Below are 16,946 nucleotides of genomic sequence, written 5' to 3'. Positions count from 1 at the left end.
TATCCTCAGTCAAAGTTTGTTGCGATCGCAGGCTATATTTTAGTTCCTAAATATGATGCGTGTTAAAGCGCTCCCATTTTAATAGCAGCAAGTGAATGTTCTAGTTAAAAAGGTATAAAATCAGTGACAAAAGACAGTCAGATAAAAATTGAAGAGATTGACGATAAATCACCGCATTTACCAGCCGTTATAGAACTATGGGGTCTCAATAGGACAACCCTTGGCTTTTTCCCTAAAGGTGCTTTTGCAGACCGTGCAAAGGATCGTCAGATACTTGTAGCTCTTGATCCTCAAGCAGGGTGCATTGGCTATTTGTTATATCGACATTCGTATGATCGGATCACGATCGTTCATCTTTGCGTTGATGGGGAGCATCAAAACAAGAAAATGGCAAGGTTACTTGTCAATCACCTCAAACAAATAACTCAAGAAAAATATACAGGTATTGGCTTAAACTGCCGTCGTGATTATAACTTAGCAGGTATGTGGTCAAAATTAGGTTTCGTTCCTCAATATGAAAAAGAAGGAAAGAGTAAAGATAAGAAGTTGCTAATTTTTTGGTGGTTTGATCACGGGCATCAAAACCTATTTTCTAATACTCATATTCATAAACTTGAGTCAAAGCTATGCGTTGTTATCGATGCCAATATATTTTTTAATTTATATAGAGATGAAGATAGTAGTAATGAAGAATCTAGATTACTATTGGCTGATTGGTTAGAGCCAGAGTTAGAATTATGCATTACCGATGAAATATTTAACTATATAAGTCTTGTTAATGATGATAAGGAAAGAGAATCACAAAGACAACTAGCAAAAGGTTTTGTCAGCTTGCCCTGTCTAAGTAAAAGTTTAGATGAAATATGCCAAAATCTCCAAAAAGTTATATATCCAAAAAATATAATTTTTTCTGAACTTGATCTACGTCATTTAGCCAGAGCTATAGCCTCAGACTCTCATGTATTCATAAGCAATAAAAAGGAACTGTTAGATATTGCAGATGAAATTTATGATAAATTTAGGCTCTCTATTCTTACCCTTAATGAACTACTTATTCAATTAGACGAGCTTCGCAATAAGCCTGATTATCAGCCTGTACGTTTGGCTGGTACTCTCCTAAAGCAAGTACCAGTTCAAAGGGGACAAGAAGATTTCTTGACCAATTATTTTACTTGTATAAATCAAGGTGAAACAAAAACTGGATTCCAACAGCAGTTACGTCGGTTTCTCGCTGAAGTAGACAAGTTTGATTGTTATATAGTTGTCGAAGGAGAAAATCAACCACTTGCTTTATTTGTATATGGTAAACATAAAAAAAATGAGCTAGAAGTTCCACTTCTCCGAGTTGGTAATAATCACTTATCAGGTACACTGGTACGGCACTTGATTTTTCAATCGGTATTACATTCTGCTAATGAACATCGGCAATTTACTAGAATTACTGACTTAAGTTTAGATGAAACTGTTATTACAGCGATTCAGGAAGATAATTTTATCCGAGTTAATAACGGATGGCTAAAGGTAAACTTAGCAGTTGCTGAAACTGCATCCCAGTTATCAATGCGCCTCGCTACTTTAGCCTCTAATTTAGGGCAAGAATATAATTTTTGCATTCAAATTGCTGATAGTCTCAATACAAATAACATAAGTACAGATGTTCAAGCATCAGCAAATATTGAACGATTCCTTTTTCCAGGAAAGATTATTGATGCTGAAATACCCAATTTTATCATTCCCATTCAACCCAAATGGGCAAAAGATTTATTTGATTCAGAGTTGGCTAGGCAAACTCTATTTGGATCAAAAATAGAGCTTGCTTTTAACCGTGAAGCTGTCTACTATCGAGCAGTTAAAAACTCAAGAGGATTAAACGCTCCATGTCGAATTATTTGGTATGTGAGCCAGGATGATTATAAGTCTTACTGTGGAATAAGCTCTGTTCGAGCCTGCTCCTTTGTAGATGAGATTATCATCGATCAACCTAAAAATCTTTATCAACGTTTTCAACGTCTAGGAGTTTATAAGTTGGCTGATATTATGAATGTCAATCAAGATAAAGATGGTAATATTATGGCAATTCGATTCAGCAACACTGAATTATTTAAATATCCTATAAATTTAAAGCAAGTTCAAGAAATTATCAATAAAAAAGAATCATTCCAGTCAGCTTGTAAAATTAGCAGCGATTCTTTTAAAAAGTTATATAATTTAGGGTATACCAATAAGATATAGATAAATTTTCATGCCTAGTAACATACTTTTATTGTCAATAAAACCTCAGTATGCAGAAAAAATATTTTCTGGTAAAAAACAAGTAGAACTCCGTCGTGTTCGCTCTCGATTAAATATTGATGACTTGGTTTTAGTATATGTCTCATCTCCCAAAAAAGCTTTAGTAGGTTCATTTGAAGTAAAGCATATTACTCAAATGGAAATTAAAAAATTACCGAAAGACTTAAATGAATTTTGGAATCAGGTCAAAAACATAGCGGGAATTAGTTCTAAAGATTTTCAAAGTTATTATAATGGTGCTTCAGTAATGGTTGGGATTTTTGTGAAAAATATAAAAACTTTACCAGATCCAATTGAGTTAACACAACTAAGAGACAAAATACCAGAATTTCGACCTCCGCAAAGTTATCGTTACTTAAAAGAAAGTGAGTTCAAGATGTTTGAATCTATGATGCAAGGTATAACAATTAGTTCTTCGTGTAAATAAATATATTTTGATTATAAATCAATTATTTACCAAATAATCTAGAGTTGATTAATGATCATGCTAGCTGACAATCAATCTGAATTTGTGAGGTTGTTTCAGGAATTCATAATCTCATATCCCTATACAGCATCTGGGATAAGCCATACAAACTCATATACTCAGCAGCGTCAGCAGAGACGTCGTAATTTTGAAGCGATCGCAGCAGCAGCAGACTCTGGAGAAAACGTGACAGAATCATTGTTACTACCTCTGTTGCTACCTTATGATAACAATACAAAAAATCCTCAAAGGGGCGTTTGGATTCATATTGCTTCGTCTGTGGCGAAAGATATAAAAGAATTGTTTGAGGAAGCAAAGTGGGCAAAACCCGAAGACTGGCCACAAATTTATCTTGCGATTTGGAATTTTGTTCGCGGCTGCAATGATAATCCAGAGCAATTATCAGCAGCTTGTAAAGAATTTTCACAGATGCCCTATTCTAAAGGTTTCCAAACAGAAATACTCACGCCTGTCCTGAACAGCCTTCGACCAGATGAATTTCTTTTGCTCAACAATAAATCACTACGAGTAATCAACTATTTTGCCAATACAGACTATAAACCAAGGCTGACAGATTATCCAGCAGTCAACAGTACAGGACACAAACTGATTAAAGAATTTGCTAAAGTGATGCGCCAACCAGGTGTGCCAGCTTTGCGAGATGATGACTTGTTTGATATGTTCTCTCACTGGATGGTAGCGGTGAAGAAACATGACTTCAGCAATTACAACGTCCAAAATACCACTTACTGGAGGAAAGAAATTAAGTCACCAGAATATACTTTGTCTCAACTTACTGAAGAAATAGGTCTTAACGAAACAATAATAGAACGCTGGATACACACAATTGATCGTAAAGGTCAAGCAATTTTATATGGTTCACCTGGAACAGGAAAAACTTATATTGCTGAAAAACTTGCTCAACACTTAATCGGTGGTGGTGACGGTTTATCAGAACTTGTGCAATTTCATCCAGCATACTCTTATGAAGATTTCATTCAAGGCATCCGTCCTCAAAGCCAAAATGGAATATTAGCATATCCACTGGTTCCAGGAAGATTTTTAGAATTTTGTAAAAAAGCTGAGTCTCGTGAACATACTTGTGTTCTAATTATCGATGAAATAAACCGTGCTAATCTTGCACAAGTTTTTGGTGAATTAATGTACTTACTTGAGTACCGAGATAAAGAAATTCCACTAGCTGGCGGTAACAGGTTTCGCATCCCGAAAAATGTCCGCATTATTGGCACGCTGAATACAGCAGATAGGTCTATCGCCAATATAGATCATGCGTTACGCCGCCGCTTTGCATTTATTGAACTTCGCACAAACTATGAGGTGCTGCGACGTTATCACCGAAAAACAGATTTTCCAGTAGAGGAATTAATTAAGATTTTACAGCAATTAAATCAGGCGATCGCAGATAAAAACTACGAAATTGGTATTTCATTCTTTTTAACAGACAACCTACGTGAAGATATAGAAGATATATGGCGCATGGAAATTGAGCCATATTTAGAAGAGTACTTTTTTAACCAGCTAGAAAAAGTAAAAGAGTTTCGCTGGGATAAAATTCAGGGTCAGCTTAAGCTATGAATATAAACCCAGCACAACTAATAATTATTGAACTTACAGAATACGAAAATAAATCATTTAAGCTTGATGAAATACCCTATTCAGCCGGGGTTGAGTTATATGAGAAATACAAAATACAAGTAGATATAGAATTTCCTACCTATAAAACGAGAGAAAATTGGAAACTGAAAGCTAGAGGATGGGTAGGTTACATTCCTGTCACTCCTGAATTGCATCTAAAAATAAATCCGAAAGTGCCTATTCAAAACCTCTTTGGAATGCTGGAATATGCCTACAATTTTAAAGGTTTTCGCTTTCTCGAAGGGATGATGGATTGCGAATCTCTAGAGGAATTTTATAATAATCTGGCTCAGATATTATCCCATAAAGTTTTAGAGCGATGCCGCAAAGGATTATATCGTACTTACTTGCCTAAAACACAGCAGCTTTCTTATGTGCGGGGAAGGCTAGATGTGCAACAGGTAATTCAGAAGCCGTGGAATGTTAAACTTAAATGCGATTACGAAGAACATACGGTTGATATTAAAGAAAATCAAATCTTGGCATGGACACTTTATATCATTGGTCGTAGCAGCTTATGTTCAGAAAGAGTATCACCAACAGTACGAAAAGCTTATCACGCTCTACAAGGATTAGTAACGCTGCAACCTTGTAGCGCAGAAGATTGTATTGCAATACAGTACAATCGCCTCAATCCCGACTATCAACTATTACACAATTTATGTCTATTCTTTTTAGAAAATATTAGTCCCAGTCATGAGAGTGGAAATTATAAAACTCTACCTTTTCTCGTCGATATGGCACATTTATATGAACTTTTTGTCGCGGAATGGCTTAATAAAAACACCCCACAAGGCTATTTTTTCAAACAGCAACATCCGATAGAAATTAGTCAGAATCGGCACTTCAGTATAGATATATTACTGTGTGATGTTGCTACTGGCCAAACAATAGCAGTTTTGGATACAAAGTATAAAGCCCCTGAACGGGCAGGATATACAGATATTTATCAAATGATCAGTTACGCCAACACAACAAAATGCAAGCAAGCCTTTTTGATATACCCCAAAGACTTGCCACAGCCACTAGATATTAAAAGTGATCAAATCCGAGTCCGCAGCCTCACCTTTTCTCTAGATGATAATCTCGATCGCGCAGGTCAAACCTTCTTAAAAAACCTTTTTCTTTTCTCCGAATCCTCACAGAACTCACACCAATAATTAGTAAAGGGGATAGATGACATTCGCTTGCTGCGAAGCACCCATCCCCGAATAGCTGCCCAGATGATGAACCGGTATCTAATCATCACAGTATCGGCGGAGATATATCGATTGTCACTGGGATAGATACTGATTTTCAAGATATCTACGAAAAGATAGTTAGACAATTACTCTTATTCATCCCTTTTTTCCATCCCCCATCGCCAACAGCGCCGTCCCATAAGCAGCTTCCGTATACACTGACGCTACTACAGGAACCTGCAAATGACGCGCCCTAATTGCAGTCCAAGTGTCATTCGCCGCGCCACCGCCAGCTGTATAAACATGGGTCAACTTGTCTGCGCCCATTTTTTGTAATAATTCATAGCCTCGCGCTTCTATGCGGGCCATACTTTCTAACAACCCATGCAGAAATTCCACTGGGTTATCTGGGCGTGGTTGCAAGCGTGGGGGTAAATTGGGATCATTAATCGGAAAGCGATCGCCTGCTTTCAATAATGGATAATAATCTAACTCGCTGGCTTTTGATACATCAATCTCACGGCTAAGGCTTTCTAACTCAGTGTTTGTGAAAAATTGCTTAAGTACTGCACCGCCAGTATTAGAAGCACCACCAGTCAGCCACAAATCACCCAACCGATGGCTGTAAATCCCATATCTGGCATCTTCTACACGGGTACGACTTAACAACTTTAGTACCAACGTTGAACCAAGGGAAGTCACGGCTTCACCAGGTAATTTGGCCCCACTGGCGAGAAAAGCGGCAATACTATCAGTTGTACCAGCACATACCAGACAATCGCGGCGTAAACCGAACTTGTGGGCAATTTCAGGGTGCAATTGGGCAATCCCAGTCCCAGGAGGTAAAACTTTGGGTAGCTGAATCGGTATTTGCAGCAATTCTTGCCATTCTGGGTATTTCAACTCTTCCACGTCATAACCCAGCTTTAAAGCATTATGGTAATCGCTAATAGCCAACTGACCATGTAGGAGAAACGCCAGCCAATCTGCTTGATGCAGGAAATATCTAGCTTCACTAAAAGCAGGTAATTGCCTCATCCACAAAAGTTTGGCCAGGCTGGAGGTGGCACTCAATACGGTATGGTTGGGGGGTGCTATACTCCTCAAATGCTCTAGCACCAATGATCCCCGCGCGTCGTTGTACAAAAGTGGTGCATCTACTGGCGAACCCGCAGCATCGACCAGCAAGACGGTGGAAGAAGTACCATTAATTGCGATCGCTTTAATTTCTCGCCGCAATTGGTTAGGTATTTGTTCCACCAGCACAAACAAAGCCTCCTGCCAAATTTTGGGCATAATAGGCGCTGGTGAATCCTGGAAGGGATATCGCACCTCAGCCTGGATACAAGAAGCTTCCTCGTCAATTACCACACCGCGTGCGCCAGATGTACCGAAGTCGATACCCAAATACAAATTCATATTTTTATAAATTTTTCTAAGGTCGAATAACTAACGACTACTGACTAATAACTGCTTTTGTTGCATCTTGTAACAAGATATTCCACAATCTAGGCAAAACAAGGAAAAGTAGTAAACGAACTGTTCAAAATCTATTCAGGTTAAGAGGTTTTCAGCCATGCCTATCTTAGATACTCTGTACATCGCTCAGGTGTCTTCCATCTCAGATACTCAAGTCTACATCGCTCTAGTTGTGGCGCTGATCCCAGGAGTTCTAGCTTGGCGATTAGCCACAGAACTTTACAAATAACGCTACGATGTGACACAGTTAAAAAGCTAATAATCCTGGCTAGTACGGGGTGCAATTTCCAGACGCTTGTGGTTTTATGCCATAAGTAGCTAGAAAACTGTAACCTACGTAAGCCAGGTTATTTTTTTAACTAGTGCAACACTTGTAGCTATTTCCAAAAAATGAAGTAATATGACAGCTAAATCAAGCAGTAATTACCGCCAAAGCGCTTTTACAGTGCTTCCCTTCACTAAGCGAGGTTATTTTTTAGGATCATGAACGCGATTCAACCCTCCAGACCACCGTTACAACCTATACAAAAACGCCGGGTCATTTCTCGACCAAAGCGGCATCTTCGTCAACGTTCTTACCAGGTGATGGCACTGGAAAGCACAGCCAAGATAGCGGTTAATCTTGTGATTACAGCTGTTGCAGCATCTGCCTTCGCACAACTTTTGTCTTATCAGTGGTTACAGCAACAAAAGTTGGGAGAAATTAGTACTGAAGTCAAGCTGATGGAAGAACATGTGAATGGTTTGCAGACGGAGTTTAACCGTAACTTCGATCCTCAGCAAACTAAAACTATTATGCAACAACAAGGATACCGATTTGATCCCAGCCAGCGTCGGGTGGTGATCATGAATCGCGATCGCCAAGAAGATCAACAAACAGAGTCATCACCCTAAAACAAATAGCGAATTTGGGATTATTTAGGCTTCTTGTGATTCTGGCTACGTATAACCAGGGTGTTAATTTATATTATTGCTAATAAATAATCGTTAATAGCTACTTCCAGAATTAGCTATGTAGTTATAAAGTATTATTGATTAGCGATACAGCGTCGCTAAACTCTAATTCAAAATTTAATAATTTATTTTGAATTTTGAATCTCCCAGAAGGACTAATCTACCAAATAGGATGCTGATCAGATAGCAGTTCGTTTAGCCAATTTTCGAGTTGTAAACGCAAGCGATAACCAGTAATATCCTTGCTGTTGTCGAGAAAGGGCAGTTGAGTGAGGACGCGATGATAATCCGCGATGCCAACTCTACCAGACGCTCCGCGAACGCTAACGCATAATTCCAGTCACCCCAAAGATGGTAAGTCCTGCCGCGTTCAGCCCAGATATAACTTTCTAGTTGACCGAAAAGCAGTGCTACCTCAAAATTCTCAATTGCCTGACAATATTGCCCCAAGTCAGAGCAATTACCAATTCGCAATTCGCTTTTTCTTAATTAGTACCCCATGCCTGAAGGCACTTGCTCTGAAAATTGATGCGGGAGCATTTCTTCATCTTCCATCAATAAATTAAATTTGCTCTGTATCCCAACGCCTCAATTATCCAATTACGTCGGAAAAAGCGAATTGCGTTAGCGAGTCTTCTCCCTACAGCCCTGCGGGCATCCTACGGCAGGCGCTAGCCACGCGCGTGAGGGAGAAGGGGAGACGATGCCGCGCAACGAGCGTCACTGCGAATTGTTCGGTTAATCTCAAAGACTCGTCAAGTAGTGAGAGCAAGAAATTGGTAGAATGCCAACAAGCCGTTCCTTAAGATGAGAAACAGGGCACGGGGACTGGGGAGACAAGGCAAATCAGGGAGCAAGGGAGAAGAGTTTTTCCCTCTGCACCCCGCGCCTGCCTGTAGCCTCTTTTCAATGCCCCATGCCCCAGTATCTAGATTTAATTTTTAAGTTTTGAGAAATTTTCCGATGACAACCGCAATTTCCTATCCCAATGCCCCTGATTTAGCAACCGATGATTACATTGTTATCGGCTTGGCAACCTGCTTCGTCAAAGAAGATGGAGAAGTTTATCAAATCGAAGTAATAGAACCGATTCCCTCTGCGGCTTTGGAAGCGCTTTTAAAGGGCATCCCTACCTCCTATAAGCTGGCTCATGCAACAACTTTGGGAACTCTGCTCGATGGGGATTCACAACTGATGCCAGATGGCTTCCCAGAGTCGGCTCAGTTTGGAGAGGAATTTGTGCCACGGGCATTTGCAGCAGCTCGTACCTACAAGCGTCGTGTATCTGCAAAATCACTGATTCCCTTAGGTACAAACTACACTGAATTTAAGTATTCCATTGAGCGCAAGCGGGTGTTAAATGCCGCTAGAGTTGTCACTAAAGAAGACAACGTGAAACAGCATTCTCACACTCACAAAGTTCTGTAATTATGCTCAAACTTTACGGCGGCACTCGTAGTCGAGCCTCAATTGTTCACTGGTATTTAGAGGAAATAAAAGTTCCTTACGAATTCGTCAAGCTCGATATGCAGGCGGGTGAACATCTCCAGCCTGAATATTTAGCAATTAACCCAGTTGGAAAAGTTCCAGCAATTGTTGATGGGGATTTTAAACTTTGGGAATCTGGGGCAATTTTGCTATATCTTGCCGATAAGTACAGTAAAACTCCACTTTCACTCCAAGAACGTGCTGTATTTTCCCAATGGGTATTGTTTGCCAATGCTACCCTTGCTCCAGGGCTTTTTGGAGAGGAGAATCGGGAGCGGGAAATGCCCCGCTTGTTGACTCCGTTAAATGAAATTTTCAGTAAGCAACCTTTTTTACTTGGTAATGAGTTGACTGTTGCTGATGTGGCAGTGGGGTCTATTCTGAATTACATTCCGATGATTCTGAAGCTAGACCTCAGTTCCTACCCAGCCGTGTTGAACTATATGAAGCAGTTATCTGAGCGTCCGGCATTTCAAAAAAGTATTACCGGAACAACTTAAAGTAATTCGTAATTGAATTTTTAACTACGAATTACGATCTGTTAACGATAATTTGTAAATTGTAAAGCTACCGGGTAGTCTTCTTGTTTGAGTCGCTGCATGACAACTTGTAAGTCATCTTTAGATTTGGCAGAAACCCGCACAGCATCCCCTTGAATTGAGGCTTGTACCTTTTTGAATTCGTCGCGAATCAATTTGGAAATTTGTTTGGCGATTTCCTGACTGATGCCTTTTTTGAGTTTGATTTCTTGACGCACGCGATTACCACTGGCTGATTCAACTTTGCCAAAATCAAAGATTTTCTGGGAGAGGTTACGCTTGGCGGCTTTTTCTCGCAGGATGTCGTGTACAGAATTTAAGGTAAACTCGCTGTCAGTACTAACATTAATGCTTTCTTCGACTAACTCGACAGTAGTTTGAGTGTCTTTGAGGTCGTAACGACCTTTGATGTCTCGGATAACTTGATCGACAGCGTTAACCAACTCTTGTCGGTCAAAGTCGCTCACAATGTCAAAGGAAAAAGTAGAAGCCATAAAACATTTTAGATTTTGGATTTTGGATTTTGGATTTTGGATTGGGTATTGGGAAAATTTTTTCCCAGTCCCCAGTTCCCACTCCCCACTTAACTAGTAGCTTGGATGATGCTCAAGAAAAAGAGAGTGGCAGAGCCAAGGATGCCAATGCCAAACATGAGCGAACGCAAAAGGGGTATATTCAAAATATAAAAAATCGAGTATAGCAAACGGGCTACCACAAAGGCGATCGCAGCTATTTGTGCTGTAAAAGAATTTACACCAGTTACGTATGCCATCAATGCGGCTGCCGCAAACACCATAAACGCTTCAAAGGTGTTCTGATGTGCCCAAGTAGCTCGTTGGGCATAAGGTGGCAATTTATCAAGCATAGGGCGAGGAGTAGAAAACATTTCATACCCAATACGCACACGGGCATAAGCTACCACCAAAAATGGCACATAAATTAGAACGGCAGCAGCAGCGATCGAGTACAAAAAAATTATCATTACTTATTAGTCATTGGTTATTAGTCATCAGTCATCAGTCATCAGTCATCAGTCAAATACAAAGGACAAATGACAAATGACAAATGACTAATCAAAGTAGAAGAGAGTCACCACTTTTCTTTGTTCTTCCGCATCTTGACAAGTTTGCAACAAGGTGCCACTGTCGTGAAACGCAAAGCAGATCAGTTGCTGGCAACGAGAGACAATTTCCTTGTTGCACAGGTAACTAGCTTCAGCAAGGGACAGATTATCATTATTGGGATTTTCCACTAAATGCATTACCTGTTCTAGTTGCTGGCGCGATTCCAAAGGCTGGCGTTCCAGGCTTTGGGGTAGAATCACCGTTAACAAATTCGGATCGGCCCGCGTTGCTCCCTTGATGGCAGCTGAATTTGTCCCTGTAGCACCAGAAGTAATGATTCGATTACCCGATAAAACTAGGGCATATGTCATCATTTCAATAAGATTCTGATGCGTAATCGGGACGTGACGAGAACCCAGCAAGGCAATTCTTTTAGAACCCGTTTGCTGGATTGTTGCCAGTTCTTGCGCTAATGTATCGAGGCTAATAAGGTCTGTTGATTGGGTCAAAGATGGAGATAATCCGATTAAACGACCCACATATTTTACCAAACAGCGTGTAGGTGCGAGGCGAACCTGAGTTAGACATTGCTACAATTTTTCGATTGTTTGGATTACTTGGTTACACCAAGCCAGCCAATGTGTTTCATAACTAATGCCATTTAGGAGAGTCAAGTACTGAAATTTGCCTGATTCTGGCAGTTCTTGCGGATTCTGAAAGCATTTTTGTTCTAAATCCTTGTATGTAGTTAATTTTTTTAAGTGGGCTTTTTGGTGACGCTCAAGCTCTGCCAAGATCATCTGGTTAGAAGCAATATGGCCAGCAAAAATTTTAACAAGCAAATCATCTTTAATCGGTGTGGGTTCACAAGGTTGAGCAATCCACTCTTTGATCTGCTGTTCTCCCAAATCTGTAACTCTATAGAGCTTTTTATCTGGGCGTCCTGCTTGGACAATCGACTCGGAACTGATCCATCCTTGATCTTCTAGCTTTGACAACTCTCGATAAATCTGCTGGTGACTTGCTGACCAGAAAAAACCTACAGAGCCATCGAATCGCTTTGCTAAATCATACCCACTACAGGGTGCGTCAACCAGAGCCGCTAATATTGCGTGCGCTAATGCCATAATTTTTAATTCACTACTTGACATATGCAACTAATTGCATAAAGATATTCATATGCAATTAGTTGCATATTAGCTTAAACAACAAGGAGTGATAGATGCCTCAAGTAATACCGGGACGATTTACAGCCGAGATTAATGAACCTTTTGTTGTGTTTTTGATTGGGATGCGAATTAATAAATTATTCGCTTTCTCCAAATGGATTCCGACTGCAACGGCGATGTCGCCCATGCTACGAAGCCTTAATCAGAATCCCGAAAAAGGGTTTTTAGGGGGAGAAACTTTTGTTTACTGGCGAGGAGTGGGACTGATTCAGTATTGGCGATCGTTCGAGGATTTGGAGCATTTTGCCAGAAATCCAGCTGATGCACATCTAAAAGCCTGGCAAAGGTTTAATCAAGCCATTGGTGCTGATGGGAGTGTTGGCATTTGGCACGAAACTTATTTAATAGAACCGGGAAAATATAAGGCTATTTACGGCAATATGCCTGTTTTTGGATTAGCTGCTGCAACTAAGCACGTCCCAGCTATGGGGCGGAAAGAGACAGCACGCCGTCGCCTGGGAGGTGACGGCGAACTAGCTGTACCCTCACCAGTAATACAGCCTCCTACTGATAACTGAGCATAGATGCTCTTAATTGTTTAGGTTGATGAATCTAAGACAATGCGGCTGCGGGAGTTAAACCTAGTTTGGATAACAGGCGCTCAATGTCAAAATGCTCAGACATCAACTGGCGAATGCACTGAACCTTAATCGGCTCATGGAGGCGGACTTGCCCGAAAGTGCGGTTAACAATTTCTACAGTGGTGAGGGTGTCTAAGTCAACAGATAAAATGGGGATTTCTAGTTCTTCAGCACGACTGAGAATGAACGGCGGGGGTGGTAGTTGCCCGGTGAGAATTAAACACTGGGTAGAAGTTTCCAAAGCAGCTTGCTGAATTTCCACGCGATCGCCTCCTGTTACCACTGCCATATTCCGGCGTTTGCGGAAATATTTCACAGCAGAGTTGACATTCATCGCTCCAATTGCCAGACTTTCTACCAACAAATCCATGCGATCATTGCGACAGAGAACATCAGCCTTTAACTGTTTGACTAGTTCGCCAACACTCACGCTGCGGAGCAAATCGCTGTTTGGCAGCATTGCTAGCACCGGAATCCCCTGCTGTTCCAAAAATGGGCGCAAGAGAGTGTCAACCGCTTCTAGTTGGGTGACAGGAATATCATTGATCACAACTCCAATCAAGCGATCGCCTACACGCCCTTTGGCAGCCAATAGCCCCTCAACCGAAAGCAAGGATTTATAGCGGGTTACTAACAGCACGCCAGCATCCAACACTTCAGCGATTTGTAGCAAAGACAAGTCAAACAAATTGCCTTCGGACAAATCACCAGGCCCCTCCAGTAACACTAAATCTCCTTGGGACATTTGTAAATATTGCTGGATTAGGGACTGCTGATAATCCGTTTTGTCTTCCCCACGCAAGCGCTTTTGCACATTCAGTTCATCCAAAGCCAGCATTGTAGGTGCAACGCGGTTTTCCGGCAAATTGAGGCTAAGAGCGATGAATTGGACATCTTCTTCAATTACGGTTCCCCTAGACGAATTTAAACACGTACCGAGGGGTTTACCGTAGGTAATATCCAGTCCTTTTTGCTGTAGCTGATCAGACAAACCCAGAACAGTTGCAGATTTACCGCTGTAAGTCTCGGTTGATCCAATCAGCAAATATTTAGGGGATTTTGGCACACATGCACTCCTAATTTCAAAAGTCAGAAGAACCCAGCTAGGTGTTTCCTAATTCTAGTTCCTTCTGGCAAAAGCCTCTCACTCTCACAAATTAAGGTTTCCCAGAATTACCTTCTGAATAAGCAGGGGCGGGAGAAAGGTTTTCTTTCCTTGTGTCGGCTCTGCTAACCTGTACGCCTACCTTGAAGATTTGTGATTACCAACAAATACCAAACTAACAGCTTCGTTGCTATGGAGCCTAAGTCTGTTCAAACGGAGTCAATTAAGTGAGTTTGAGTCCGTTTTTACTGACTTCTGCTACGTAGCTATCTGTATTGTCCGTATTTTGAGCGCAAAATTGCTTTTATGGATATGAATTTTAAGTAAATATAAACTTGTCAACAATAATATTGAGTAATTTTTGAATTTATGACTAATCTTGTTGACTTGTATTATTCTTTTATGACAGTATAAATACATAAGTATTTCGGCTTATAACTTAATAATTTTTACAGGTTATAAAGAAAATTTAGTGAGCTTTAAGGATTGCATCATCCGCAAAGTTTAAATCTGTTTATGGGACTTCATTCCTATGATGTGCTGGAGTAGAGGAATTTAAAAAATCCGATATTTTCCATTGGCTAAATGCTCTCGAATCTTTTGAGATTGCAAGAACGTTTTGATTTTGTTACTTTCAAAACCTGAAAGTTAAGCAGATTTTTGTGAATAAATCACCATTTAAATTAAAAAGGTAGAAATGGAAATAGTTACTGCTGAAATTCATTCTGTAAAAAGTCAATTTGTAATTAATCTTGTTCAAGAGCTTCAAGACAGTTTATTTCAAGGTTGGCAAGATTTTAATACAAGTGAAAACCTGAAGATATTTAGCGAATTTTTTGAATTTATTTTCAGGGCTGGATTCGACGAAAGCCAGTATAGGAGAGTAATACCTAACCCTGCCTATGACAATAGTGCTAGATTGATTGGCAAGCCTTTTTTGGAAACTGCAAGGAAATTTGAAATTCATTTTGATGAAATTTTTCCTGGAAGCTTTTCTGAATCACAAGAAGCACAGAAGGAAGGTTTTGAAGTTCGCACGTTTAAGCTAAAAGCTTTTTATCAAAATAAACCTTTATGCCTATTCTTACTCAAGTTTCCTCATTATCATGAAAAATTTGGCTTTCCACTCTCACCAGAATTAGAAACTTTAGAGTTGTATTGATTGCAGAAAAGACCCAACGTCAGTCAACTAAATAGCCGACAAAAAAAGCTGCGATCGCAGTAGATGATCGCTCTAACCTCAATACTTCTCGGTTAAGCATTTTCAAATTTAAATTTGGTTTGGGGAAAGGGTAAGGCTGAAAGGTTTTTCCTTTTCCCCTTAACCGTTTCTGAACGTAGGATAGGAATTAAAAAACTTAAAGCTTTACCCTTGTACTAGGGGCCTTTAACATTTGACTGGGATTTAGTGCGTGAGCATTTGGGTTAATTAATCAACCGATTAATACTACTGTACTCTGGTCAATAAACCATAGTATTGTAACTGAGTAGGAACATCTCACAGATAGCTAGAAAAAGCAAGAGCAGTAATGAAAATTACGCATAGCTCAGGCGGAAAGCTTCTCTTAAGATCGAGTTTTGAAAAACTGTAGTGTTTAGTGAGGAAAATCTCAATGATTATCGATCCGTCCCAGAACGACCCACGAAATACCTATCAATTACTTGTCGGTTCAGTGGTTCCCCGACCGATCGCTTGGGTGTCAACGATCGCCAGCGATGGTACGCCCAATGTCGCACCTTTCAGTTTTTTTATGGGCGTGACAGCTAATCCACCGACTCTAGCCATCTCCACAGGTTTGAAACGTGGTGTTAAAAAAGATACTTTATTCAATGTAGAGCAGTCGGGTGAACTGGTGGTCAACATAGTTGTTGAAGAATTGGGGGAACAGATGAACGCCACTAGTGGCGACTTTCCGCCAGATGTGGACGAATTTCAAGTAGCGGGACTAACTCCTGCTCCCTCAAAACGAGTGCGTCCGCCACGAGTTGCGGAATCACCGATTAATATTGAGTGTGTGCTGAAGCAAGTCGTTTATATAGGGAATGAAGGTAGCCAATCGGGATTAATTATTGCTGAGGCGGTGCTGTGGCATATTCGAGACGATTTACTGACACCACAAAACACAATTGATGTCGCAAAGTTGCACGCGATCGGTCGCCTGTCGGGTAACTGGTATACCCGCACCCAGGATTTGTATGAGATTATTCGCCCGACTTAAAAAGTAATGGGAACTTGGGGTTAGGAAAGCGACAAAAGAGTTGGTAGGGTCAAAGAGGATTTGCCAAAGATTGAGTGAGTTATCTTTATATGTGTTAGTTGATGCAGGATTTCAGTTATGGATCTTGAAGAATTGTTGGAAAGGTCTGCTGCTGGGGAGAGAGACTTTAGGGCGGTTGATTTGAGCGATAGCGATTTGACTGGTGTTAATCTCAGTGGGATCGACTTGAGTGAATCCGATTTGACTGGGATTAATTTTACTAATGCTAATCTCACTAGGGCTAATTTGAGCAAGAGTATGGTAATTGGCGCTACCTTTGAAAGTGTCGACCTGAGTTATGCCATCTTGAGTGCTTCCGATTTGACTGAATGTGACTTCAGCTTGGCTAACTTGGTTGGTGTTAATTTTAGTGGTTCCGAAATGTTCACCGCCGTTTTGAGTGGAGCCAACCTGAGTGGAGCCAATCTCAGTAATGTGGGTTTGAATCATGCCGATTTGGCTGACGCTAATCTGACCGACGCTGATTTGAGTGGAGCTTCTCTTAACAGAACTATCCTCACTGGTGCTAATTTGACTGGTGTTAAAAATGCCAACATCAGCGGAGCTATTATATACATCACCACCACTATGCCAGATGGTACCCGGATTTCTCACCAAGATTGAAAAAAGAGGGGTCAAAAACTGCCAAAATGT

18 protein-coding genes and 1 pseudogene are annotated in these 16,946 nt (G+C 40.5%); 12 read left to right on the top strand and 7 right to left on the bottom strand.

Annotation, left to right across the window (positions count from 1 at the left end; translation table 11 throughout):
• Positions 1–123 precede the first annotated feature (123 nt).
• From HWQ23_RS02335 to HWQ23_RS02320, 4 genes are read left to right on the top strand one after another with little or no spacing between them, the layout of a single operon-like run.
• Entirely contained in the window at positions 124–2,232 is a 2,109-nt protein-coding gene (locus HWQ23_RS02335) for a GNAT family N-acetyltransferase (RefSeq protein WP_292823152.1), read from the top strand.
• A gap of 10 nt (positions 2,233–2,242) precedes the next feature.
• Complete coding sequence (locus HWQ23_RS02330) at positions 2,243–2,719, top strand: ASCH domain-containing protein (RefSeq protein ID WP_292823151.1); 477 nt, start codon at positions 2,243–2,245, stop codon at positions 2,717–2,719.
• Positions 2,720–2,776: 57 nt separating this feature from the next.
• The gene (locus HWQ23_RS02325) at positions 2,777–4,354 is read left to right on the top strand and encodes an McrB family protein (RefSeq protein ID WP_292823150.1); all 1,578 of its coding nucleotides are present in this window, start codon (positions 2,777–2,779) and stop codon (positions 4,352–4,354) included.
• Positions 4,351–5,574, top strand: coding sequence for an McrC family protein (locus tag HWQ23_RS02320; RefSeq protein WP_292823149.1), 1,224 nt, complete (start codon positions 4,351–4,353; stop codon positions 5,572–5,574). Before HWQ23_RS02325 ends, HWQ23_RS02320 begins: the two co-directional genes overlap by 4 nt.
• A gap of 177 nt (positions 5,575–5,751) precedes the next feature.
• On the opposite strand, the gene HWQ23_RS02315 is transcribed toward HWQ23_RS02320, so the two are convergent.
• The gene (locus HWQ23_RS02315; protein WP_292823148.1) at positions 5,752–7,014 is read right to left on the bottom strand and encodes an FGGY-family carbohydrate kinase; all 1,263 of its coding nucleotides are present in this window, start codon (positions 7,012–7,014) and stop codon (positions 5,752–5,754) included.
• A 157-nt stretch (positions 7,015–7,171) separates the two neighbouring features.
• Here HWQ23_RS02315 and psaM point away from each other — a divergent pair, with 157 nt between their 5' ends.
• Complete coding sequence (gene psaM, locus HWQ23_RS02310; protein WP_190912801.1) at positions 7,172–7,303, top strand: photosystem I reaction center subunit XII; 132 nt, start codon at positions 7,172–7,174, stop codon at positions 7,301–7,303.
• A 254-nt stretch (positions 7,304–7,557) separates the two neighbouring features.
• Entirely contained in the window at positions 7,558–7,968 is a 411-nt protein-coding gene (locus HWQ23_RS02305) for a slr1601 family putative cell division protein (protein WP_292823147.1), read from the top strand.
• Positions 7,969–8,188: 220 nt separating this feature from the next.
• On the opposite strand, the pseudogene HWQ23_RS02300 reads toward HWQ23_RS02305, so the two are convergent.
• A pseudogene (locus HWQ23_RS02300) lies at positions 8,189–8,481 on the bottom strand (hypothetical protein); the annotation flags it as partial.
• A 510-nt stretch (positions 8,482–8,991) separates the two neighbouring features.
• Here HWQ23_RS02300 and HWQ23_RS02295 point away from each other — a divergent pair.
• Positions 8,992–9,456, top strand: coding sequence for a hypothetical protein (locus tag HWQ23_RS02295; RefSeq protein WP_292823146.1), 465 nt, complete (start codon positions 8,992–8,994; stop codon positions 9,454–9,456).
• Between the two features lie 2 nt (positions 9,457–9,458).
• Positions 9,459–10,016, top strand: a complete 558-nt coding sequence (locus HWQ23_RS02290) for a glutathione S-transferase family protein (RefSeq protein WP_292823145.1) — start codon at positions 9,459–9,461, stop codon at positions 10,014–10,016.
• Positions 10,017–10,057: 41 nt separating this feature from the next.
• Here the strand turns inward: HWQ23_RS02290 and HWQ23_RS02285 are convergent, their stop codons facing one another.
• The 4 genes from HWQ23_RS02285 to HWQ23_RS02270 form a co-directional block, all read right to left on the bottom strand.
• Entirely contained in the window at positions 10,058–10,549 is a 492-nt protein-coding gene (locus tag HWQ23_RS02285; protein WP_292823144.1) for a YajQ family cyclic di-GMP-binding protein, read from the bottom strand.
• 89 nt (positions 10,550–10,638) lie between these two features.
• Entirely contained in the window at positions 10,639–11,037 is a 399-nt protein-coding gene (locus HWQ23_RS02280; RefSeq protein ID WP_292823143.1) for an MAPEG family protein, read from the bottom strand.
• An 87-nt stretch (positions 11,038–11,124) separates the two neighbouring features.
• Positions 11,125–11,628: a DNA-processing protein DprA gene (locus tag HWQ23_RS02275; protein ID WP_292823162.1), complete on the bottom strand. Its 504-nt coding sequence runs from the start codon at positions 11,626–11,628 to the stop codon at positions 11,125–11,127.
• Between the two features lie 81 nt (positions 11,629–11,709).
• Complete coding sequence (locus HWQ23_RS02270; RefSeq protein ID WP_292823142.1) at positions 11,710–12,246, bottom strand: PadR family transcriptional regulator; 537 nt, start codon at positions 12,244–12,246, stop codon at positions 11,710–11,712.
• A gap of 95 nt (positions 12,247–12,341) precedes the next feature.
• Here HWQ23_RS02270 and HWQ23_RS02265 point away from each other — a divergent pair, with 95 nt between their 5' ends.
• On the top strand, positions 12,342–12,866 hold the full coding sequence (locus tag HWQ23_RS02265; protein WP_292823141.1) for a DUF4188 domain-containing protein: 525 nt from the start codon (positions 12,342–12,344) through the stop codon (positions 12,864–12,866).
• Positions 12,867–12,900: 34 nt separating this feature from the next.
• Here the strand turns inward: HWQ23_RS02265 and HWQ23_RS02260 are convergent, their stop codons facing one another.
• Entirely contained in the window at positions 12,901–13,995 is a 1,095-nt protein-coding gene (locus tag HWQ23_RS02260) for a phosphotransacetylase family protein (protein ID WP_292823140.1), read from the bottom strand.
• A 736-nt stretch (positions 13,996–14,731) separates the two neighbouring features.
• On the opposite strand from HWQ23_RS02260, the gene HWQ23_RS02255 reads away from it, so the two are divergent.
• The 3 genes from HWQ23_RS02255 to HWQ23_RS02245 all read left to right on the top strand — a co-directional run bounded on the left by HWQ23_RS02255 (position 14,732) and on the right by HWQ23_RS02245 (position 16,916).
• Positions 14,732–15,196, top strand: coding sequence for a hypothetical protein (locus tag HWQ23_RS02255; protein ID WP_292823139.1), 465 nt, complete (start codon positions 14,732–14,734; stop codon positions 15,194–15,196).
• Between the two features lie 451 nt (positions 15,197–15,647).
• Positions 15,648–16,253, top strand: a complete 606-nt coding sequence (locus HWQ23_RS02250; protein WP_292823138.1) for a flavin reductase family protein — start codon at positions 15,648–15,650, stop codon at positions 16,251–16,253.
• A gap of 117 nt (positions 16,254–16,370) precedes the next feature.
• Positions 16,371–16,916 carry a pentapeptide repeat-containing protein gene (locus HWQ23_RS02245; RefSeq protein WP_292823137.1) on the top strand — a complete coding sequence of 182 codons (546 nt, stop codon included), beginning with the start codon at positions 16,371–16,373 and terminating at the stop codon, positions 16,914–16,916.
• Positions 16,917–16,946: the final 30 nt, after the last annotated feature.

Source organism: Nostoc sp. JL33 (assembly GCF_017114985.1).
Taxonomy (GTDB): Bacteria; Cyanobacteriota; Cyanobacteriia; order Cyanobacteriales; family Nostocaceae; genus Nostoc.
This window is presented reverse-complemented; position numbering and strand designations above follow the sequence as displayed.

Coding starts and splice junctions, on each gene's coding strand:
- HWQ23_RS02290 (WP_292823145.1), top strand. CDS start 9,459: ATGCTCAAACTTTACGGCGGCACTCGTAGTCGAGCCTCAATTGTTCAC.
- HWQ23_RS02315 (WP_292823148.1), bottom strand. CDS start 7,014: ATGAATTTGTATTTGGGTATCGACTTCGGTACATCTGGCGCACGCGGT.
- HWQ23_RS02325 (WP_292823150.1), top strand. CDS start 2,777: ATGCTAGCTGACAATCAATCTGAATTTGTGAGGTTGTTTCAGGAATTC.
- HWQ23_RS02255 (WP_292823139.1), top strand. CDS start 14,732: ATGGAAATAGTTACTGCTGAAATTCATTCTGTAAAAAGTCAATTTGTA.
- HWQ23_RS02295 (WP_292823146.1), top strand. CDS start 8,992: ATGACAACCGCAATTTCCTATCCCAATGCCCCTGATTTAGCAACCGAT.
- HWQ23_RS02330 (WP_292823151.1), top strand. CDS start 2,243: ATGCCTAGTAACATACTTTTATTGTCAATAAAACCTCAGTATGCAGAA.
- HWQ23_RS02265 (WP_292823141.1), top strand. CDS start 12,342: ATGCCTCAAGTAATACCGGGACGATTTACAGCCGAGATTAATGAACCT.
- HWQ23_RS02320 (WP_292823149.1), top strand. CDS start 4,351: ATGAATATAAACCCAGCACAACTAATAATTATTGAACTTACAGAATAC.
- HWQ23_RS02245 (WP_292823137.1), top strand. CDS start 16,371: ATGGATCTTGAAGAATTGTTGGAAAGGTCTGCTGCTGGGGAGAGAGAC.
- HWQ23_RS02270 (WP_292823142.1), bottom strand. CDS start 12,246: ATGGCATTAGCGCACGCAATATTAGCGGCTCTGGTTGACGCACCCTGT.
- HWQ23_RS02250 (WP_292823138.1), top strand. CDS start 15,648: ATGATTATCGATCCGTCCCAGAACGACCCACGAAATACCTATCAATTA.
- HWQ23_RS02285 (WP_292823144.1), bottom strand. CDS start 10,549: ATGGCTTCTACTTTTTCCTTTGACATTGTGAGCGACTTTGACCGACAA.
- HWQ23_RS02280 (WP_292823143.1), bottom strand. CDS start 11,037: ATGATAATTTTTTTGTACTCGATCGCTGCTGCTGCCGTTCTAATTTAT.
- HWQ23_RS02305 (WP_292823147.1), top strand. CDS start 7,558: ATGAACGCGATTCAACCCTCCAGACCACCGTTACAACCTATACAAAAA.
- psaM (WP_190912801.1), top strand. CDS start 7,172: ATGCCTATCTTAGATACTCTGTACATCGCTCAGGTGTCTTCCATCTCA.